At 43.9% G+C, this 20700-nt stretch carries 25 protein-coding genes, 1 tRNA gene and 2 riboswitches; of the genes, 12 read left to right on the forward strand and 14 right to left on the reverse strand.

Translation table 11 applies throughout. The features are described 5' to 3' along the window. Positions 1 to 15: 15 nt before the first annotated feature. From B2M23_RS09760 to B2M23_RS09820, 13 genes are all read right to left on the reverse strand, one after another. The gene (locus B2M23_RS09760; protein ID WP_038352678.1) at positions 16 to 510 is read right to left on the reverse strand and encodes a CBS domain-containing protein; all 495 of its coding nucleotides are present in this window, start codon (positions 508 to 510) and stop codon (positions 16 to 18) included. Next, positions 510 to 1958 carry an MDR family MFS transporter gene (locus B2M23_RS09765; RefSeq protein ID WP_038352677.1) on the reverse strand — a complete coding sequence of 483 codons (1449 nt, stop codon included), beginning with the start codon at positions 1956 to 1958 and terminating at the stop codon, positions 510 to 512. Before B2M23_RS09765 ends, B2M23_RS09760 begins: the two co-directional genes overlap by 1 nt. Positions 1959 to 1974: 16 nt before the next feature. Next, positions 1975 to 2421, reverse strand: coding sequence for a MarR family winged helix-turn-helix transcriptional regulator (locus B2M23_RS09770; protein ID WP_038352676.1), 447 nt, complete (start codon positions 2419 to 2421; stop codon positions 1975 to 1977). A gap of 149 nt (positions 2422 to 2570) precedes the next feature. Beyond that, positions 2571 to 3050 carry an S-ribosylhomocysteine lyase gene (locus B2M23_RS09775; protein WP_038352675.1) on the reverse strand — a complete coding sequence of 160 codons (480 nt, stop codon included), beginning with the start codon at positions 3048 to 3050 and terminating at the stop codon, positions 2571 to 2573. After that, positions 3047 to 3589, reverse strand: coding sequence for a Holliday junction resolvase RecU (locus tag B2M23_RS09780; RefSeq protein ID WP_038352674.1), 543 nt, complete (start codon positions 3587 to 3589; stop codon positions 3047 to 3049). The genes B2M23_RS09775 and B2M23_RS09780 overlap by 4 nt, the downstream gene beginning before the upstream one ends. Position 3590: 1 nt before the next feature. Next, positions 3591 to 4559: an RluA family pseudouridine synthase gene (locus B2M23_RS09785; protein WP_052237293.1), complete on the reverse strand. Its 969-nt coding sequence runs from the start codon at positions 4557 to 4559 to the stop codon at positions 3591 to 3593. A 90-nt stretch (positions 4560 to 4649) separates the two neighbouring features. After that, positions 4650 to 5579 (reverse strand): class II fructose-1,6-bisphosphate aldolase, encoded by a 930-nt coding sequence (gene fba / locus B2M23_RS09790; RefSeq protein WP_038352673.1) that lies wholly within the window; start codon positions 5577 to 5579, stop codon positions 4650 to 4652. A gap of 202 nt (positions 5580 to 5781) precedes the next feature. Next, positions 5782 to 6606, reverse strand: a complete 825-nt coding sequence (folK, locus tag B2M23_RS09795; protein WP_038352672.1) for a 2-amino-4-hydroxy-6-hydroxymethyldihydropteridine diphosphokinase — start codon at positions 6604 to 6606, stop codon at positions 5782 to 5784. Between the two features lie 2 nt (positions 6607 to 6608). Next, complete coding sequence (gene folP / locus B2M23_RS09800) at positions 6609 to 7415, reverse strand: dihydropteroate synthase (protein WP_038352671.1); 807 nt, start codon at positions 7413 to 7415, stop codon at positions 6609 to 6611. Between the two features lie 15 nt (positions 7416 to 7430). Then, positions 7431 to 7916 (reverse strand): HD domain-containing protein, encoded by a 486-nt coding sequence (locus B2M23_RS09805; protein WP_038352670.1) that lies wholly within the window; start codon positions 7914 to 7916, stop codon positions 7431 to 7433. Beyond that, positions 7913 to 8473 (reverse strand): GTP cyclohydrolase I FolE, encoded by a 561-nt coding sequence (gene folE / locus B2M23_RS09810; RefSeq protein WP_038352669.1) that lies wholly within the window; start codon positions 8471 to 8473, stop codon positions 7913 to 7915. Before folE ends, B2M23_RS09805 begins: the two co-directional genes overlap by 4 nt. Before the next feature lie 108 nt (positions 8474 to 8581). After that, positions 8582 to 8674, reverse strand: a riboswitch (THF riboswitch). A gap of 97 nt (positions 8675 to 8771) precedes the next feature. Further along, the gene (locus B2M23_RS09815) at positions 8772 to 9527 is read right to left on the reverse strand and encodes a folate family ECF transporter S component (protein ID WP_038352668.1); all 756 of its coding nucleotides are present in this window, start codon (positions 9525 to 9527) and stop codon (positions 8772 to 8774) included. Between the two features lie 126 nt (positions 9528 to 9653). Beyond that, positions 9654 to 9745, reverse strand: a riboswitch (THF riboswitch). A 208-nt stretch (positions 9746 to 9953) separates the two neighbouring features. Then, positions 9954 to 10029 (reverse strand) — tRNA-Thr (locus B2M23_RS09820). Between the two features lie 155 nt (positions 10030 to 10184). On the opposite strand from B2M23_RS09820, the gene B2M23_RS09825 reads away from it, so the two are divergent. From B2M23_RS09825 to B2M23_RS09840, 4 genes are all read left to right on the forward strand, one after another. Then, a complete protein-coding gene (locus B2M23_RS09825) occupies positions 10185 to 10436 on the forward strand; it encodes a hypothetical protein (protein WP_038352667.1) in 252 nt (83 codons plus the stop codon). Between the two features lie 317 nt (positions 10437 to 10753). Continuing rightward, on the forward strand, positions 10754 to 11020 hold the full coding sequence (locus B2M23_RS09830; RefSeq protein WP_038352666.1) for a hypothetical protein: 267 nt from the start codon (positions 10754 to 10756) through the stop codon (positions 11018 to 11020). A 54-nt stretch (positions 11021 to 11074) separates the two neighbouring features. After that, complete coding sequence (locus B2M23_RS09835) at positions 11075 to 11482, forward strand: DUF6483 family protein (protein WP_038352665.1); 408 nt, start codon at positions 11075 to 11077, stop codon at positions 11480 to 11482. A gap of 111 nt (positions 11483 to 11593) precedes the next feature. Continuing rightward, positions 11594 to 12328 (forward strand): gamma-glutamyl-gamma-aminobutyrate hydrolase family protein, encoded by a 735-nt coding sequence (locus tag B2M23_RS09840; protein ID WP_038352664.1) that lies wholly within the window; start codon positions 11594 to 11596, stop codon positions 12326 to 12328. Positions 12329 to 12365: 37 nt separating this feature from the next. On the opposite strand, the gene B2M23_RS09845 is transcribed toward B2M23_RS09840, so the two are convergent. Further along, on the reverse strand, positions 12366 to 12935 hold the full coding sequence (locus tag B2M23_RS09845) for an Ig-like domain-containing domain (protein WP_038352663.1): 570 nt from the start codon (positions 12933 to 12935) through the stop codon (positions 12366 to 12368). A gap of 131 nt (positions 12936 to 13066) precedes the next feature. Here B2M23_RS09845 and B2M23_RS09850 point away from each other — a divergent pair, with 131 nt between their 5' ends. The 8 genes from B2M23_RS09850 (at position 13067) to B2M23_RS09885 (ending at position 20654) form a co-directional block, all read left to right on the forward strand. After that, a complete protein-coding gene (locus B2M23_RS09850; RefSeq protein ID WP_038352662.1) occupies positions 13067 to 13921 on the forward strand; it encodes a DUF2238 domain-containing protein in 855 nt (284 codons plus the stop codon). Positions 13922 to 14291: 370 nt separating this feature from the next. After that, positions 14292 to 14906 (forward strand): manganese efflux pump, encoded by a 615-nt coding sequence (locus tag B2M23_RS09855; RefSeq protein WP_038352661.1) that lies wholly within the window; start codon positions 14292 to 14294, stop codon positions 14904 to 14906. A gap of 217 nt (positions 14907 to 15123) precedes the next feature. Beyond that, positions 15124 to 16458: a phosphomethylpyrimidine synthase ThiC gene (gene thiC, locus B2M23_RS09860; protein ID WP_038352660.1), complete on the forward strand. Its 1335-nt coding sequence runs from the start codon at positions 15124 to 15126 to the stop codon at positions 16456 to 16458. Between the two features lie 73 nt (positions 16459 to 16531). Then, positions 16532 to 17404, forward strand: a complete 873-nt coding sequence (thiM, locus tag B2M23_RS09865) for a hydroxyethylthiazole kinase (protein ID WP_052237292.1) — start codon at positions 16532 to 16534, stop codon at positions 17402 to 17404. Between the two features lie 71 nt (positions 17405 to 17475). After that, entirely contained in the window at positions 17476 to 18129 is a 654-nt protein-coding gene (thiE, locus tag B2M23_RS09870; protein WP_038352659.1) for a thiamine phosphate synthase, read from the forward strand. Next, positions 18122 to 18907, forward strand: a complete 786-nt coding sequence (gene thiD, locus B2M23_RS09875) for a bifunctional hydroxymethylpyrimidine kinase/phosphomethylpyrimidine kinase (RefSeq protein WP_038352658.1) — start codon at positions 18122 to 18124, stop codon at positions 18905 to 18907. Before thiE ends, thiD begins: the two co-directional genes overlap by 8 nt. Positions 18908 to 19007: 100 nt before the next feature. Beyond that, a complete protein-coding gene (locus B2M23_RS09880) occupies positions 19008 to 20336 on the forward strand; it encodes an MATE family efflux transporter (protein WP_038352657.1) in 1329 nt (442 codons plus the stop codon). 36 nt (positions 20337 to 20372) lie between these two features. Then, complete coding sequence (locus B2M23_RS09885; RefSeq protein WP_038352656.1) at positions 20373 to 20654, forward strand: metal-sensing transcriptional repressor; 282 nt, start codon at positions 20373 to 20375, stop codon at positions 20652 to 20654. The last annotated feature ends 46 nt before the right edge of the window (positions 20655 to 20700 follow it).

Genomic DNA, 20700 nt, shown 5'->3' on the forward strand with positions numbered 1-20700 from the left:
ATTGAAAATTTCAATTTAGACGTTTGATATACGGGCGTTGTCACTGTTAAAAAGCATGTTGAAAATATAGCGCATGATTGTAGAGCGCCGTACAACGCCCACCAGAGCGCCATCAGCAGTAACGATTGGTATCTTTTTAATCTTTTTGCTTGAGAGAATCTCGGCAACCTCGCCGATAGGCTGAACCAGTGTGACACAGAAAACTCTTTTAGTCGCCAGCTCCATAACGTTGCGCTTTTTCAGATCTTCGACCTTTTCTTCAAAGGATTCATTGTCATATAAAACCATTGAGGAATAGTTCCAGCCGGCGATGGATCGGGTTTTCTGTTTGGCAACGGCTTTCATAATATCACCGTCGCTGATGAAGCCGATCACATGGCGATTATCGTCGATGACCGTTAAGCCGCCTACCTTTTTATCAACCAGAATTTTCACAGCTTCCTCAAGCGTCTGGGAATAATGGCAGGTATAGACATCTTTATCCATAATATCACTGATTGGTCGGTTCATTAGACGGCCTCCGTTTCTGTTTCTAACCCAATTTTGGATTTATCCGGGCGAACTTTTAAGATCGCGACAACAAGGGCGACGGCGGCTACGCCGGCCGATACGCCGTAGGCAGCACGTATACCGCTGGCCGTAGATAGAACAGGACTGGCAGATTGGTGCGCTGTGGTTACCATTGTCATAATGGTAACAATAATAGCGGTGCTGATGGAACCGCCAACCTGTCGGCCGGTATTGCTGATGGCGTTGCCATGGGCAATGTATTCATTTTTCAGAGCATTAAGCCCCCAGGTGTTTACCGGCATATTGGCCAGGGTCAGACCGGCAGACTGAAGTACATAAATACAGACCAGATAAGGGATTGGTGTCGCAGGTCCGATGAAAGCAAGTCCGGTTAAAGCGCCGGTTAAACCTAAAAGGCCGACAATAGAAATAACCCGAGGGCCAAATTTGTCAAAAAGCATGCCGCTCAAAGGGCTCACAATAATACTGGCAGCAGCGCCGGGCATCATGAGCATACCTGTCTGGAAAGCAGACAGCCCTAATACATTTTGCAGATAAAGGGGAAGCACAATGCTTCCGGCAGAAAGGGCTGAGTTAATAACCGTCACAATAATGGCTGAATAAGCAAATTTGGGTGTCTTTAAAACCCGGAGCTCAAGTAAGGGTTCTTTGATATGAAACTGTCTGCGGATAAACCATACCAGCGCAACAGCACCGATAATCAGCGGTAAAATAACAAGCGGGCTTACCCAGCCCATATTGCTGGCGTTTGAAAAGCCGTAAAGTAGACCGCCAAAAGCCAGTGTAGACAAAACGACAGAAAAAATATCTAGATGAGGGTGTTTTAGTTCTCCGACATTGGTCAGGAAAATAAAACTGACAACCAACAGGATGACGGCCAGAGGAAGGATGGACCAAAACATCATCCGCCAGCCAAAGGCATCGATAATCCAACCCGCCACAACTGGCCCTACAGCCGGTGCGCAGCTCATGACAATGCCTGCCATCCCCATGGCGGTGCCGCGCTTTTCGACTGGGAAAATAATCATCGGTATAACCGCCACCAGAGGAAGCTGTATACCAGCGCCGATGGCCTGAAGAATCCGGCCGATAATTAACAGTCCAAAGTTTGGGGCGCTGCCGGTTAGGGCTGTACCCGCAATAAAGGAAAGTAGTGAAATAATAAACAGCTTACGTGTGGGGTAGCGGTCGATTAAAAAGGCCGTAATAGGGACCATGATACCATTTACCAATAAATAGATGGTGGTTACCCACTGTGCTGTTCCGGCAGTAATTTGAAAATCTTCCATTAATTTGGGTAGTGCCGGAGATAAAACTGTTTGGTTTAAAATGGCAATAAAAGCGCCAGTGATGACGATTGCCAGAACAAGAATTTCTCTGCGGGTTACCTTAGAATGTTCGGAAGAAGCCGTGTTTTTTTTCTTCAAAACATATCATCTCCTTTTATTTGTTGATATTAGCCAGTACTTTTTGCAAAAGTATTTGAAGCTGTTCTTTCTCGGATGTTGTTAAGCCCTTTATCATCATCTCCTCAATATTGTCAAGAACATCGAAGAACAGCTTATGGCAGGATTCACCCTTTTCAGTGAGATGAAGGCAGTTAGAGCGGCTGTCCCGCTGGCTTTTTTCGCGGGTGATCAATCCGTTTTCTTCCATACGGGCAAGCAGGCGTGTCACGGTTGATCCCTTTACGTACAGGTAGTTTTCAACGTCTTTTTGGCTGATTTCATGGTCGTCACCATAGAATTTTTGCGTTTCAAAAAGAAAAAGAATCACCATGGACTGGGTATAGGTTACGCCGTATTCAGAGGTTCCAAGGTTCAGCAGTACCTTTTGCCTGTTGGCGATTTTTTTGAAAATCTCTGTATAATAAAAATTATCTCCTTGCATTCGTCTAAAACCCTCCTGAAATATAACTTCAAACAATATACTTAGCTTACTAAGTATATTAATCCAAATATTCTTTTTTGTCAAGCGCCGATTTAAAAAGCGAGCTGCCAATATAAAGTTGGCAGCTCGCAGAAGCAGTCATTCTAAGTCTATTCGGGATAAATCAGATTGGCATCGGTCAGGTTCATTAAAATTTCATCGAGAAATTTCTTGGATTCATATTTTGCCATGCCCAGATTCATATCCAGGTAATTGCCGCAGTCTCTCGGGGCAGCGCCCGGAACCTCTCCTTCAAAATCAGCCATAAACTTAAAAAGATCGGTTACCAGAGGTGCCACATCCTTTGAGGTCAGTTCGCCTTTCATTAGCAAGTAATAGCCGGTGCGGCAGCCCATGGGTCCAAAATAGACAATTTTTTCACTGAGTTCAGGGTCATTGCGCAGGTAAGTAGCACCGAGATGTTCGATGGTATGGAGTTCAGCAGTGTTGATAACCGGCTCGCGGTTCGGCTCCTTCATGCGGATATCAAAGGTGGTGATACAGTCATCGCCGCAGTAATCCTTACGTGAAACGTAGATTCCACGCAATAAATCAATATGGTTAACGGTAAAGCTTGCGATTTTTTTCATGATGTTTCTCCTTTATCATTTAAGTAGACGTTAAGCGTCTCAAGGTAGTGCACCAGAATATTGCCGCAGGGATGAATCTGATATTTTTTATCAAAGGCGGCGTAGGGAATGGACTTGCGGCCATCCTTTTTGGCTGCGTCCCAGTAAGCCTTTAAAGTCTCATAGGGCAATAAGTAGTGTTCATCAAATAGTTTAAACCAAACGATGAGAAAAGACAAGCCCTCCTGCCGGTTAAAGGCATCCATAAACTCGATTTGATGCTCGTGAATATTGGCGATGGGAAGCCGTTTCTGGTTGGTCTCCTTGGCGTCAAAGCAGATGGGAATACCCTGAACGTTGCCCATATAGTCGACGGTGCTCTTTTCTTCAAAATAAGCCAGCTTAATGGTCCCTTTGCCCGGGTCCAGCTCTATGGGCTTAATGGCGGTTGGAAGCTTCTGGACAACGGCAAGCCCCTGCTCAAGATAAATTTTGTTGGTCTGGTTAATACATTCTTCAAGATAGCTGCCGCGCAGACCGCGGCTGTGCCAGTATCCCATATTAAAGCGCCTCCCTATCCAGTTTCAGTTCTCTTAAAAGCTGCTTAAAAAGTGCCGGATAGGGGGCTGTAAAGTCGTATCCCAGGTCTTTTATGGCATAGTGCCGGCTGTGCAGCAAATGGTGCTTTAATCCATATTTCTGATTGAACTGCCGGTTGATAGAGGTGTCACCATACTTGTAGTCTCCGATGACGGGAAAACCATAGTCGGCAAGCTGTGAGCGAATCTGGTGTGAACGTCCGGTGTGAAGGGTTATTTCCAGAAGCGTGAATTTACCATTATCTGCGAGAGGGCAGTAATCCAGACGAACCTCTTTGGCGCCCTTTTCAGACTGGCTCTGGATTGCTGATTTATTTTCAGCGGTGTCCTTGGTTAAAAAGCCAGTAAGAGTACCAGGCTTTTTTATTACGCCGAACACAATGGTATGATATTCCTTTAAAGCATGGCGCTCCCGGATAGCGGCATTCACAGTCTGTAAGGTTGGGTAATCCTTTGGCATGAGGATAATGCCGCTGGTGTTGCGGTCCAACCGGTTGGAAATGACGATTTCAAAAGCTTCGGTGCCATCGGTCGTGTTTTTTTTCAGGTAGGTCCGCGCCGCATCGATCAATGAAATATCGCCGGAAGCATCTGCCTGGCTTAAAAGGCCGGCGGGCTTGTTGATGACCAGCAGATGGTCATCCTCATAAACCGGCGGTTCAAATATTTTTTTGATTTGCGGCGTCAGGTCAAAATGCCGCGGTATCTTTTTTTCCTGAAAGCCCGTGATGGTTTCTTCGGAAAAATAGACTTGGATGGTGTCGCCGCTGTGGATTGTGTCTTTGGGCTCGGCCCGGCCGCCGTTAAGCTTGATTCTTTTTTTGCGCAGCATCTTTTGCAGAAAATTTCTGTCTGCCAGGGGCATCAGCTTCGACAGGTAACGGTCAAGGCGCTGGTTTCCTGAGTTTTCATCAATGGTATATTGTTTCATTAAACTTCCTTGTTTTTTATAGATTATAAAATGATTATACCATAAAAAAATCCGGAATGTCGGGCATTCCGGATTGGATATTCATTTTGTTTAGAGCTTGCCTGAGCAGCCCAGGACATCCTTTAGCTTATGAGCAACCATGGCTTTAATGGCGTTTCGACCTGGTCCAAGGTACTCTCTTGGGTCAAAAACCTGTGGCTGTTCTACAAAAACCTTGCGGATAGAGGCTGTCATGGCCAGTCTCAAGTCTGTGTCGATATTGATCTTACAGACGCCCCATTTGGCAGCTTCGCGCAGCATATTTTCCGGGACGCCCTGTGCACCCGGGATGGCGCCGCCGTACTGGTTGCACAAATCGACAAATTCTTTGGGGACGCTGGAAGATCCGTGGAGCACCAGTGGATAGCCGGGCAGCAGGCCGGAAATTTTTTCCAGTCTTGGGAAATCCAGCTTTGGAGTGCCTTTGAATTTAAACGCACCGTGGCTGGTGCCGATGGTAATGGCTAAGGAGTCGCAACCTGTTCTTTCGACAAACTCGACTGCTTCATCCGGGTCAGTAAAGGAGGCTTCATGGTCACCTACGCTTACAGCGTCTTCAATACCTGCCAGTTTTCCAAGCTCAGCTTCCACGACTACACCGTGATCGTGGGCATAGTCGGCTACTTTTTTAGTCAATGCGATATTTTCTTCAAAGGGATACTTGGAGCCGTCGATCATGACAGAGGTAAAGCCACCATCAACACAGGATTTACAGATTTCAAAATCTGCGCCGTGGTCCAGATGCAGGCAGATATCCAGATCAGTGGTTTCGACCGCTGCTTCAACCAGCTTTTTTAGATAAACTGGATTGGCGTATTTTCTGGCGCCGGCGGATACCTGTAAAATCAAAGGGGCCTTTTCTTCCTGTGCAGCTTCAACGATGCCCTGGATGATCTCCATATCGTTTACATTAAAAGCGCCTACTGCGTATTTGCCTTCATATGCTTTCTTAAACATATCAGTAGATGTTACTAATCCCATTTCAAACCTCCTGAGTCGTAGCTCGTTTAAATTTGTTTGATTTATTTCACTTACTAGTATACTCTTGTTGGGTCATTTTAACAATACAAAACTTTTAAATTAATGAAATTTTAATAAAAAACCCGATAAAAGCAGGAAAAAATGACTGCTTTTATCGGGAACGTTTTTGTCCGTATCGGGATTGAAAGAGCGCATAAGGTTCCTAAGACTCAGACTTTTTTAATTGCTCCATAAGCTCAGTTATGCTTTTACCAAGCACAGGATGAATGTACCAGGGAGCGATCTCCGCCATAGGCTCCAGTACAAAAAGCCGGTCCTGTATTCTGGGATGTGGTAGGGTAATGTGCGGGTGATCATATACCAGTCTGTCATAGAACAGAATGTCAAGATCCAGTGTACGGGGTCCCCAGTGAATAACGCGTTCGCGTTTCAAAAGTTTTTCAGTGTCTAACAGCAGGGTCATGAGATCTGCGGGGGACAGAGTAGTTTCTATTTCCATTACGCCATTTAAAAAGGCATCCTGTTCGGTATATCCCCATGGTTCTGTTTCGATGCTGCTGGATTGATTAATCAGGCGGATATCGTTTCGGGTAACTAATGAATTAATGGAGGTTTGAATATTTTTTTCACGGTCACCGAGATTTGAGCCGAAGGCAATGAAGGCGCGGTGCCAGCTTCTGTTAATTTCGATGGCGGCGTAATCAAGGGGCTTATGAATGGGCGCCCAGGGCTTTTTCACCAAAACGGTTACGCCCTTTATCAGATTATAGCGGCTTAGAATAAAGTCTGCCAGCTTTTCACCGGCAGTTTCGATGAGGTCATAGCTTTCCCGTTGGAATTCCGTTTCGATTTCCGCACAGAGCTCACCATAGTTCACGGATTTGGACAGGTCGCCGGTAATCGCGGCAGCATGCATATCTAATTCTAAGGTAACGGAGATAACAAATTTTTGTCCAAGTCTTTTTTCTTCCTCAAATACACCATGGTTGGCAAAGACTTCCAGGTCTTTAATATAAAGCTTATCCATGACTAGCCTCTCATGATAGCTGCGGTCATCAATGCAGCGCGTCTGTTCTCAAGGACATCATGCACACGGATAATGGAACATCCCTTCATCACCCCTATAACGGTGGTGGCCATGGTTCCTTCCAGACGTTCATCCACCGGCAGGTCAAGAGTATTGCCGATAAAGCTCTTTCGTGAAGTGCCGAGAAGTACAGGATAGCCCAGTTTTTGAAGCGCCTCCAGATGGTGCATGACGGTCAGATTGTTATCGCTGGTTTTGGCAAAACCAATTCCGGGGTCCAGCATGATGGCGTCTTTTGAAACGCCGGCCTCCAGAGCAATGTCAATGGATTCCTGAAGATCGTCAAGAATATCAGCCATTAAATTTGTGTAATCCATATCTGTGCGGTTATGCATCAGGCAACAGGGAATCTGGTGTTTTGCTGCTACTTCAGCCAAGCGTGGTTCCCGTTTAAACCCCCAGACATCATTGATAAGGTCTGCTCCAGCTTCAATGGAGGCTTCGCCGACCTTTGCTTTGTAAGTGTCGATTGATATGGGAATGTCAAAGCGTTTTCTGATGGCTTCAATCATGGGGATGACGCGTTTTAATTCATCATCTTCACCAAGAGGGGTATGGGAAGGTCTTGTGGATTCGCCGCCAATGTCGATAATATCGGCACCGGCTTCAATCATTTCCTCCGCGTGGCGCAGGGCCTGATCCTGAGAATCAAAACGTCCGCCGTCTGAAAAAGAATCGGGCGTAACGTTTAGAATCCCCATTATATATACATGGTTCTTTAAATCAAAATCTTTATTGCCAATTTTCATTTTGTCTCCTTGGGGTTAATAGGTGATTTCTAAGTTTTTCTTTTCATCGTTCCAGTTACACGCGTCCTGGGCAGCACAGCCATAACAGGCCCGGGATTTCTTATCGGCCTGATAAAAAACAGCATTAAAACCCCGATTGCCGGCAGTGCGGTGAGACAGGATCGCTTCTAAAATGACCGACTGCTCTTTTGGTGAAAAGTCCAGATGTTTGAGAAGGACGATGGCGAGCTTGTGGGAAGCCCGCTCGTGAGGAGTGCCGTTTTCATACTGGACGAAACGTCCGATATCATGCAGCAGTGCGGTAGTATAAATGAGATCACGGTTTAGGTTAAGTCCCTCTTCATTCGCAATAATGGCGGCGATTCTGGCAACGTCCAGAAAGTGGGCCAGGTTATGGCGGCAGAGACGGCGATCTTTTTCGTGAGCCTCGATTCGGTGTAAATAATCCTGGTATTCCGGAAGATTCAACAGTCGGTTGGTTTGGGTGAGTTTTGAACTCATGCTCTTATTCCTAAAAGATTATAGACGTCATTTTTAAGGCTGGCGTCTGTTTTTAAGATACCATCGCTCATGGCGGTTACGGTCTTTGTACCGGGACGTTTGACACCGCGCATGTTCATGCAGAGGTGTTCAGCCTCAATGATGACCATTACGCCCTGGGCGTCTAAATATTCCATGATGGCATTGCCGATTTCTGAGGTCAGCTTTTCCTGAAGCTGAGGTTTCTTTGCGTAAACATCCACGGTCCTCACCAGCTTAGAGAGGCCGGCAACCTTGCCGTTTGGTACATAGGCAATATGCGCCTTTCCGTAGAAGGGCAGGAAATGATGTTCACACATGGAATAAAAAGGAATGTCCCGTTCAATGACAAGATCATTGGACTCAATGGTAAAGGATTTTGACAGGTGTTCTTCGGCCGTCTTCCCGATACCGGCAAAGATTTCTTCATACATTCTCGCAATGCGGTCGGGTGTGTCTACAAGGCCCTCACGCTGGGGATCTTCGCCGATGGCTTCAATCAGCATGGTAACAGCTTTCATAATTTTTTCTTTGTTCATTTGTGTTCCTCCAATATTGAACGCTATAAGATTATTAAAAATAAACACAAAAAGCACTGCTCGGTAAAAAGAGCAGTGCTTCCGCAACCTACAATCCCCATCGTAGGGCACAGCGGAAGCGATAAGACACCGCAATGACCTATTTTCGTTTAAAGGCAACTTCCCATCCTTTAACACTTCACGCGTCTTATCTACTCTGTTTATCATTAATTGTGTCTATCTTACCACTACTGCAATAGGTTTTCAATGATAAGATTTAAAAATATAAAAAGAGCTGTTTTTACACAGCTCCTGAAACCTATTTTTTTACAAATTTTGGCAATACCTTCAATAATCCCACCAAGGCGATTGTGTAAAGTGGTATCAAGAAGATATTGGTAATGATCCGCGCGGGTAAAAGCACAGTCACTGCCTGACCATACAGAATGGTTAAAAACCAGGTGTTTAAAATAATGGAAGTTATCAGTTGGGTCACACTGACGATGAACAGAATATAGTCGCTTCGGTATTCGCCAAGCACCTCAGAACGCCTGACTGTGATGATGGGGAAGATTACAAAGCCGACCATTAGAGCAATAAATAACACTAAAACAAATGGATTTAGCGGTTCACCGGCATAGTAGATTGTGCTGTTTTCAAAGCTGAACAATCCGGTTAGTACTAAAACACCAACAGACAACACGATAAAACCAAGGTTAAACCATTCCAGATGCTTGATTTCCTTTTTTCTTAACAGCATCCACAGCAGGCCGGGAATCAGCCCTGTCAGACCGCTGGCAACCGTGAAACCGAGAAAAAATGGACCGCCGGGCTTAATAAAGAAGCACAGCAAATCGGAAATAAAGCCGACGATAAAACCGGCGAGTGGCCCCAATAAAATGCCGGAAAGCATGATTGGGAGAGATGTCAGATTGATTCTGAGAGATGGAAAACCACCCAGTGGAATATACATCTCGAATAAAATTTTCAGCACAATGCTGATGGCAATGAGCAAACCACAGTTGACGACCAGTTTCGTACGGGTGGTGCCACGGGATAAAGCATTACTTTTCATGAGAACCTCCTTCAATTTCTGAAAGTAATGCTTCCGCACGCCTACAACTATTGTATCCCGGAGGATAAGACTTGCCTGCATCTGTAGGACAGCCAGGCTCCCTGCGGACAGGGTTGTTGATTTGTACAAGCGGAAGCGACAAGGTACCGCAATGACCTATTTTCGTTTAAAGGCAACTTCCCATCCTTTAACACTTTACGCACCTTGTCTACTCTTTGTATTGATTAGCCCCATCATAGCACAGGTTTATATATTGTGCAATGATTTTTAAGGGTATTATTTAAACATTTACGGTGGGGAAAAAACGGCTATTTATGCGGTTTTCAGACAGGTAGAGAAAAGACTGCGGACCTGTCAGGATGATAAAAGTATAATAACTGAAAAAAAGCGGGTCTACCAGTATGGTAAACCCGCCCTGTTTTTTAATGGAGCTGAAGAGGGGAATCGAACCCCTGACCTATTGATTACGAATCAATTGCGCTACCATCTGTGCCACTTCAGCTTAAGATTTCAACTCCCATATGATAACATAATGAAGCTGTTTTGGCAATCCTTTATTTTCAATCTCTGAGATGCTTTAAAAAAATATGAATCCGTCGGCAGTGTCTGGGTATATGCTTAAAGGATAAAGTGAAAAAATGGAAAAGGAGTTTAAAAATGAATTACTTACAGTTGCTGGAGCACTCAGAAAAAGAAAGAAATGATGCGCTTCTGTCTTTGGATCTGAACCGAATTAAGGTTTATTGTATAAAATTCGGGCTATTTATTCCAGATAGTGATAATGCTTTTTTAGAAAGTGTTCATAAAGCTATTTTGCAGGTAAGAGACGCCAGCCTTGAACAAAGAGAAAAATCCAGAAGATGGCTGAAAGAAAACGGCGCTTCACTTGAATGTAGTTTTATGCCTTGAACAAAAGCTATATCAAGTGAAGGTCGGATAGAACTCTCTGTTATTGAACATCGAGATCCATTGAACTAGAATCGAAACATAGTATAGCGAAATGAATGGGGCAAGTCAAGTGAATAAATCAAAAATTTGTTAGTTATAAAACCAATAAAGGCATAAAAGGATTAAAGTCAATAATTTTAATTCCCTACAGCATATTCGAGGTCGTTCTGGATAAATATTTATAGAGAGATTCCGGTCTTTTTATTGATAAAGAGCGGCTAAAGTGGTAAAATAAGTCTATGAATGTATTGAATGATATAGAATGAGGTGGAAAAAGGATGGATGCTTATGCAGCAGAGAAAATCGCGACAAGAAAGTTTATAGAGCATATAGGACAGGAGTTTCTTCGTCAGAATACGAAGAACATGACTTCCAGCTCTGAAACGATAGGAAATATTTTTAAAATTACCTGGACAATGGATGATGTGAACGCCGACGAGGTTTTGACAGCAGGCGACGAAAAGAATGAAACACAGTTTGTCAGCATAACCGTAGACATGGAAAATGGTGAAGTTCAGGTAGTAGAAGATACAACAACCGAATAAAAGAGGTCCCGGTTCGCCGGGATTTTTTCAGGTATAAACAGACAGGAGAAAACGATGCTGAAAAATGACTATTTGATGGAAATGATCGGAGCGATGTGCCGAGCGGTCAGCGAAATAATTTTCAAGCGGTCAAAAAAAGAATATGCAGAGTGCCACGCGCTGGCCAATGACCAGTATCAGAGCCTTCTGGGCATGTCGCTCGATATGATTCTCAGTCTGCCGTCGGAAACCGTTTTTGATCTGTTAGGAAATTTTGGAGAAATTGAGCCCAAAAAGATACTGACACTTGTGGATCTTTTAAAAGAGGACGGCGAGGTTTTTAAAGCGGAAGACGATGAGGCCACAGCAGATGCTATTCGTGAAAAGTGTGAAGACCTCTTGAATTTGCTGGATCGTTATGATTTGGATGATGATGTCTTGGCCGAACTGGACAAGCGCATGACCGCTTTTGGAATTGATTGATAAAGAAAAAACTTGTTATTTTAAAAATTTTGGGGTAATATTATTTTAAAGTATTTCAATAGCGAAAGCTTGAGGAAATACTTTTTTTATATTTTGTTGGAGGAAAACAGAATGGGAAAAAAACCTAAAATAGGGGTATTACCCCTTTATGATACAAAGCAGGCAAGTAAATGGAACAGCATTTGGATTTTTCCGGGATACTTAAATGGTCTTCTGGAGGTCTCCGGAATGCCTTTCGTTTTGCCGCTTTTAGAGGACGAATCGGATATCCGTCCACTTGTAAATGAGTTTGATGGATTTTTGTTTACCGGCGGACAGGATGTGGACCCAGCGCTTTACAATCAGGAAATGACTGAATACTGCAATGAAGTTTCGCCAGAACGAGATTATATGGAAGCGATTTTGTTTGATGAAGTCCGAAAACAGGATAAAGCCCTTTTTGGTGTTTGCCGCGGCCTTCAGTTTTTTAACGTGGCTCTGGGCGGTACTCTTTACCAGGATTTAGTCGCGCAGAAAAAAGATGCAAACCCTGTGCAGCATGCCCAGAAAACAGAGTTTATTTTTCCGGTGCATGATATCGAGATTAAAGAAGGCAGTAAGCTGTTTGAAATTATCGGTGAAAAAACAATTCGTGTCAACAGTATGCACCATCAGGGAATTGCTGAGCTTTCCCCACAGCTAGAGGCGACAGCCCGTGCAAAAGATGGACTGGTGGAAGCCGTTGAAATACCAGATATGACCTATGGTCTGGCAATTCAGTGGCATCCTGAATTTCTGTGGCCTAAGCGTGCATACGAACATGATTTATTTAAGGCCTTTGTGGAGGCAGCAAAAAAGCGGGCATAATAAAAAGACGCATCCGTTACCGGGTGCGTCTTTTAAATTAACGGTTGTGTCTTTTGTAGAGAACACCAATGATAATGGCGGCAATGATGACAATGGCAGTAACCACTGCAATTGAAGTTCCGGTAATGGAAGAAGCAGATTTTATAGTGGTAAAATGAATTTCCACAGGAGACTGTAAATGTTCTCCGGTTGTTGAAGTCAAGGTGGTATCTACTTTTATGATGTATTCCTGATTGTTTTTTAAACTATCCTTTTGATTAATGCGGATTGTTCCCCAGTCTTCAGGGTCAATCAGATCATCAGACAGGACAATGTCTGCGTCCACCTGTTTGCCCTTGTTCCAAAGGGTTACGGCTTTCTCATTTGTCTCCCTTACGGCTGTATTGACCACATTTTGGTTGAACGATACCGAAATTTCTGTGAAGGCTTGTACATCTGTGGCGCCGTCCTGTGGGACGCTGGAGGTTAGGGTGAGAGGACTGTTCACCGCCCCCTCGTTAAGTGCTGGATCTCCAACCGGTGTTTCAGCCAAAATTGGGCTGAAACTGCTCATCAGCAGGATGGACAGAATCATAGTAAGACTTGTTTTTAAACAATTATTTTTCATTGTAGCGACTCCTTAATTTTACATAAGATATAATAACAATTACCCAAAATTCTTAAATAAAAAACGATTTTTTCGCGTCTGTGTTATAATGGTTCAGAAAAGTGGTGAAAAATTTAGAAGGGAGCTAGTTTTTGAAAAAGGAAAAGAGAGAAAAAAATACAGGTGAGCCAACGAAAAAAAGCCGTGGCAAGGTTTTTTTGTATATACTGCTTCGTGTTTTAGTCGTTGCGGTTATGATTGCCCAGATCTGGAATCAAAACTGGAACAATGTTTTTTTATGTGTACTGACATTGATTTTATTCATGATTCCCAGCTTTGTGGACAAGCAGCTTCATATTGAAATGCCGACAACGCTTGAAATTATTATCATATTATTTATTTTTTCAGCAGAAATTTTAGGTGAGATTCAGGAATATTATCTGATTTTTGACCATTGGGATGCAATGCTGCATACTATAAACGGTTTTTTGATGGCGGCCATCGGCTTTTCATTGATTGATATTTTAAATCAAAATGAAAATTTCAGTATGAGCCTATCACCGGTTTTTGTAGCTGTTTTTGCATTTTGCTTTTCAATGACCATTGGTGTGCTTTGGGAATTTTTTGAGTTTGGAGCTGATTGGTTTTTCCAAACTGATATGCAAAAGGATACGATCATTCAAAGTATCAGCTCAGTGATTTTTAATCCTGAAGGTAAAAATGTTGCGGTAACTATCCCCATCGAAAGTATTGTAGTTAATGGACAGACCTGGAATTATGGCGGCTATATTGACATTGGACTGATTGACACGATGTCTGATTTATTCGTTAACTTTATCGGTGCGGTTGTCTTTTCAATTTTTGGTTTGTTTTACATTAGAGGCCGTGGGAAAGGAACATTTGTCAAACGTTTTATGCCAAAGCTCAAAAAGAAACAATCGGAAGAAAATACGGAATTGGAAACAATTAATAAGTTGAAAAATTCCGGAATCGACTCCAAAGAGTAAACAGGGGAGGTGCTGCGAAATGCGGCGCCTTTTTCTGTATTTAATTGAGTTTGAGCGCTTTCACAGCCAAATTGTCAATAAAATAACTTGACAATTATTGATGGAAATGTTATCATTATTGACAGTTAATGAAAACGTTTTTGAAACGCAGGATATAAGATGGAATCAAGGGGGATAACATCTTCGGAAATGATATCTGAATGAGCGTTTTCTTAATGGGGAAAATGAAGGGGAGTTAGACACCTGGTACAAGGGGGTACCAGGTGTCTTTGTTTTTTGATAAAATTTACCAGAGGACAACGATAATTCACACGAATAGAAAGGGTATAATATAAAAAGAACACATAAAATAAACTGGGAGCATGATAAAATGCTTGTTTTAATTGTATCCGCTTTGTTATTTAGTCTTTCATCTAATCTTGACAATATTGTGGTCGGTTTGGCCTTTGGCATTAAAAAAATTCATCTTGACGCGGTCTCAAATCTGACGGTGGCTATTATCACGACAACAGGAACCGTCATTGCCATGCTTTTTGGCAGATGGCTGTCTGGCTATATTCCAAACCGGATAGGAAACGATCTGGGTGCTGGAATTATAATACTGTTGGGCGTTTATTTTTCCATACAGGGGATTGTCAAACTTTTAAAAGAAAAAAAATCAGGCAGCTATGCCATGAAAAGTACTAATGAAATGGCAGAAGAGATAGATGCATCAGTCCAGGATAAGGCTCATATTCGATACCGTGAAATAGTGGTAGTTGCATTTGGACTGACCTTTAATAATTTGGGAACAGGGATAGCAGCCAGTATCACTGGTGTAAATATTGGTCTGACTGCAATGTGTACTTTTGTTATAAGTCTTATCGCCTTATGGTTTGGCTCTAAACTTGGAGGACGAGTGGTTGGTCCTCTTTTAGGGGACTATGCGCCAGCCGTTTCGGGTATATTGTTGGTTATCTTAGGTTTAATTGAAATGTTTTGGTAAATATGAATAAACTCCTTGTCATTTTGGTGCACTTAGGATAGAATAAGTAAGACAAATGAGTTGATGCCCGGGGAGCTTTTGCTGAGATTGGATTGAATCCTAAACCCGTTTTACCTGATGCGGTGTAACGCCGTCGTAGGGAGGACAAGTTGAGCTAAGCAGCGTACCCGTGGGTGCGCTTTTTTTGTTGAAAAACTGAAAAAGTTAAGGAGAAAATATGGAGCTGTACACAACTCAAATGGATGCCGCACGCCGTGGCATTGAAACGGAAGCGATGAAGCGTGTCGCGGAATATGAAAACATGCCTTTAAGTAATTTAATGGGTCTGGTGGCAAAGGGACAGGTTGCTATACCTGCCAACAAGAATCACCGCTGTCTGACGCCTTATGGGGTCGGCAGTGCATTGAAGACAAAGATCAATGTCAATCTTGGAACATCCAGAGACTGCCTGAATCTGGATGTAGAAATGGAAAAAGTAAAAAACGCTGTTGACATGGGCGCAGAAGCCATCATGGATCTGAGCTCTTTTGGAGATACACGTAAATTCAGACGCAAACTGACAGAGAGCTGTCCGTCGATGCTCGGAACGGTGCCGATCTATGACGCGGTGGTTTATTACAATAAGCCGCTTCAAGAGATTACTTCTCAGGAGTGGATTGATGTTGTGCGTATGCACGCAGAGGATGGTGTTGATTTTTTGACGCTGCATTGTGGAATCAATCGTTCAACGGCAGACCGCTTCAAGAATAACGGCCGTTTGATGAACATCGTATCCCGCGGAGGTTCGTTGATTTTTGCCTGGATGGAAATGACCGGCAATGAAAACCCGTTCTTTGAGTTTTATGACGAGATTTTGGAAATCTGCCAGGAGTATGATGTTACCATCAGCCTTGGTGATGCCTGCAGACCTGGATGTATTGCAGACGCCGGTGATATTTCACAGATTTCTGAGCTGGTGACTCTTGGAGAGCTGACACAGCGTGCATGGGATAAGAATGTCCAGATCATTGTTGAAGGTCCTGGTCATATGCCACTTAACCAGATTCAGGCCAATATGGAAATTCAGCAGACAATCTGTAAGGGCGCCCCTTTCTATGTGCTGGGACCACTAGTAACTGACATTGCGCCGGGTTATGACCACATTACTTCGGCCATTGGTGGTGCTATTGCAGCTACCTACGGGGCATCCTTCCTGTGCTATGTCACGCCGGCTGAGCATTTGAGACTGCCGGATGTCGATGACGTTAAGGAAGGAATTATCGCGTCGAAAATTGCAGCTCACGCAGCGGATATTGCCAAAGGACTGCCAGGGGCAGCCGACTGGGACTATCAGATGGGAGTTGCCAGACGCGAGCTTGACTGGGATAAAATGTTTGATCTGGCCATTGATCCCGAAAAAGCAAAACGTTACCGTGCGGAATCAACACCAGAGAACCAGGATACCTGTACTATGTGCGGAAAGATGTGCTCAGTAAGAAATATGAACAAGGTCTTAAACGGTGAGCATGTGGATATTATGGAAGACACAATGGCGTGCCCTTCCGATAAATAAACAGAGTGCGCAGATGACTGGTACGGTTTAAAAGACTGGCGGTCACCTGCGCTTTAATTTTAAAGGAGAAAAGATGATCCGTTTAAACGAAAATTTTGTCGATATTTTTGAAAAGACCCAGAGGAATCCACAATTAGTACATAATATTACCAATTATGTCACAGTCAATGATTGTGCGAATATTCTTCTGGCGATGGGGTCCTCCCCGATCATGGCAGATGATATTGAAGAGGTAGAGGAAATTACCACGATTTGCAACGCTTTGGTACTCAATATCGGAACACTGAATAGCCGGACCGTTGAATCGATGATTGTTGCGGGAAAAAAAGCCAATGAACTGGGACATCCTGTGGTACTGGACCCCGTGGGGGCCGGCGCTTCAAAATTCAGAACAGAAATAACCCACCGGCTGTTAAAAGAAGTGAAATTTTCTGTTATCAGGGGCAATGTTTCAGAGATTAAAACAGTTTACGCCGGAGCGGGTACCACAAAGGGCGTCGATGCCGATGTTAAAGATGCAGTGACTGCTGAGACGCTGGACGCTACCATTGCTCTGGCTAAAGAGCTGGCGGAAAGAACAGGCGCGGTCATTGCGGTTACAGGAGCTATGGATATTATCGTTGATGCGATGAACGCTTATGTGGTCAGAAACGGACATCGCGATATGTCTAAGATTACCGGTACGGGATGTATGCTCAGCGCCATGACTGCCGCCTACGTGGCGGCCAATCCGGAGAAAGTATTAGAAGCGGTGGTCTGCGCGGTGGCCAGCATGGGAATTGCCGGCGAGATGGCTTCGCGTCAGATCATAAATAATCAGCTGGGGACGGGAAGCTTGAGAACTTTTATCATTGATAATATCAGCACGATGACAGGAAATACCATTGAAACCTATGCAAAAATTACCTTGATTCCAAGAGGTGAAAAAGCTAAAATAATGTTATAAAATATTTCAATCGGGTATAAAATAAACAGGAAAAGTGAAAGTTGAAATTTGACTGTCAAATTAGGAGAATTATGAAAAACAATGTGAAAAAAGAAGACATGTTGCTCTACATCGTTACAGACCGTTCGTGGCTTGGTGAAAGTACCCTTGAGGAAGAGGTTCGTGCTGCGATAGAAGGCGGTGCGACTTTTCTTCAAATCAGGGAAAAGGACATGCCACATCAAGATTTTGTCTGCGAAGCCCGGAGCCTGAAGGGACTGGCAAAGGCGGCGGGTATTCCCTATGTAATCAATGATGATGTGGAGATCGCTTTAGAGGTAGATGCAGACGGGGTGCACATTGGTCAAAGCGATGGTGCTGTGGTGGAAACCCGTAAGAAGATTGGTCCTGATAAGATTTTGGGCGTGTCTGCACAAACACTTGAGCAGGCGTTGGCCGCAGAAAAGGATGGAGCGGATTATCTTGGTGTGGGTGCAGTTTTCTCAACTTCTACGAAAGCAGATGCCAAGGAGGTTTCTTTTGAAACGCTTAAGAGCATCTGCAGCAGTGTGAAAATCCCTGTGGTTGCCATTGGTGGTATCAGTGAAAAAAATCTGTTAGAGCTCTCTGGCTCAAAGGTTGACGGCGTTGCAGTTATCTCTGCTGTATTTGCCCAGCCGGATACACGGGCCGCGGCACAGAAAATTCGAAAATTATCTGAAAAGATGGTGAAATCAAATGATTAAGGCATTGACAATTGCAGGCTCCGATTGCAGCGGAGGTGCAGGTATACAGGCAGATCTCAAAACTTTTACGGCTTATGGTATTTATGGTATGAGTGTCATTACCGCCATAACAGCACAGAATACAACCGGTGTATTCGCTGTAGAAAATATCTCTGGAAAGATGGTAGAAGCCCAGATGGATGCAGTCTTTACGGATATTGAGCCAGATGCGGTAAAAATAGGCATGGTTTCGTCTGAAGCGATTATCCATGCCATTTCCAAAAAGCTGAAGGAATATATGCCCCAAAATATTGTGTTGGACCCGGTTATGGTTGCCACGAGCGGTGACGCGCTTTTTGACAGAGCCGCTCAGTCGGTTTTAATTAATGAACTGATGCCATTGGCGGATTTGATCACTCCGAATATTTCGGAAGCTGAAATTTTGTCAGGTATTCCCATAAAATCCAAAAATGATATGATTCGCGCTGCCCGTGATATTGCAGGCTATTATAAAGGCGCAATATTGGTAAAAGGCGGACATTTAGAGGACCGGGCAGACGATTTGTTTTATTATGAAGGCTTTGGTTACTGGCTTCCCGAAAAAAAGGTCGATAATCCCAATACACATGGTACAGGCTGTACGCTATCTTCTGCGATTGCCGCAAATCTGGCAAAGGGCACCACTATGATAGATGCTGTTAAAAATGCAAAAGCCTATGTGCACGGAGCGATACTGGATGGTCTTGACCTTGGAAAGGGAAACGGACCGCTGAATCATTTGTATCAATTGAAAAAATAACTTTATTTAACCCCCTTAGGGGGTTTCTTAATTTGCTTGTAAAATCACATAAGGGATGCTATACTGAAATAACCCCCTATAGGGGTTATGGAGGTGCATCATGTTTCATTTGAAAATGAACAGAAACGACCTGAAGGTCATTGGTGTATTAGCATTGCCAGTAATGGTGGAGACTATTCTGCAGACATTTTTGGGAACAGTCGATACCTTTTTTGCGGGACAGATCTCAGACGACGCCATTGCGGCAGTCGGTGTAACGAACTTGATCGTCAATATCTTTATTGCTTTTTTTACAGCAGCCAGCGTTGGTACGCTGGCAGTTATCGGCAGGTACGTTGGATGTGGTAATACAGAAAGAGGTAACAGGGCGCTTCAGCAATCTGTTTTGCTCAGCCTTTTTATCGGTATCAGTATCGGGGGGTTGAATTTATTGTTTTACAGGCCAATTCTTGAAATTGCTGGTGCCGGCGAGAGCATTTTGGTTTACGCCATACCATATTACATGGTTGTGGTCGTTCCCATTGTGTTCTTATGTCTTTCGTTGGTTTTATCCAGCTGCCTGAGAGCCACTAAGGACAATGTTACACCAATGGTCGCTACAGGATTAGCCAATGTATTGAACCTTCTTTTAAACCTTCTTTTTATAAAGCTTGGACTTGGTATTATGGGACTGGCTTTTGCGACCACGCTGTCGCGTGCCATTGGCGTCGGCTTACTGTTTGCCCGCCTGGCGAAAGGAAACGGTTTTTTAAGGCTGCCGCTTAAGGGCTGGGGCATTGATGTGGAAATGATCCGGTCAATTTTGCACATCGGCGTCCCAGCTGGTGGAGAAAAGCTTATTATGCGTGCCGGCCAGTTGGTATATGGCGCCATGATTTTATCCATCGGGTCAAACGCCTACGTGGCTCATAACATTGCGGGGACCATTGAAAACTATACCTATATCCCTTCTATGGGGTTTGGCGTAGCGGCGGCAACGCTGGTTGGTATTGGTCTGGGAGAGAATAATCCGGAGAAGGCGCGACGGATGGCGCTGGCCTCAAATACACTTTCAACAATCTTTATGGTGTCAATGGGGATCGTAATTTTTATTTTCGCGCCGTTCTTCGCAGCGGCCTTTAGTTCAACTCCGGAGGTACAGGCGCTTACGGTAACCGTCCTGCGGATGATTGCGCTTTTTCAGCCCTGCAGCGCTCTGACCCAGGTCGTTGAGAGTGCCTTGCAGGGGGCTGGCGATACGCGGTATCCTATGTTTTTGACGCTGTTTGGCATCTGGGGGATAAGGGTCTGTATTGGCTATTTTCTCGGCGTTATCTGCGGTTTTGGCCTGGTAGGGGTGTGGACAGCTTATATTATTGATATATCAGTGCGTGGCTTTTTACTGCTTCGGCGTTTTAATGGTGGTAAATGGCAGACGGTTGCTATATAATACAGATAAAAGAACAAGGTGAACAGGAGAAATAAAATGGCAGCTAAGCATGAACATGAGCATGAAAACCGCAGGGCAGTCCTCAACCGGATGTCACGGGCCATCGGCCATATGGAATCTGTAAAAAGGATGGTGGAGGAAGAAAGAGATTGCAGTGAAATTCTGATACAGGTATCTGCGGTGAAATCTGCTATCAATAATATCGGCAAGTTGATCTTGAAAGATCATATCAGCCATTGTGTCGTTGATGCCGTGGAGGAGAATGATCTGGAGGTTCTGAAGGAATTAAATGACGCCATCGACAAGTTTATAAAATAATAATATTTAAAGAATTTTGTGATATTCTAAAAAATGAAGACCTTCT

Origin of the sequence: Eubacterium limosum, from assembly GCF_000807675.2 — a bacterium.
GTDB classification, from domain to species: Bacteria; Bacillota; Clostridia; order Eubacteriales; family Eubacteriaceae; genus Eubacterium; species Eubacterium limosum.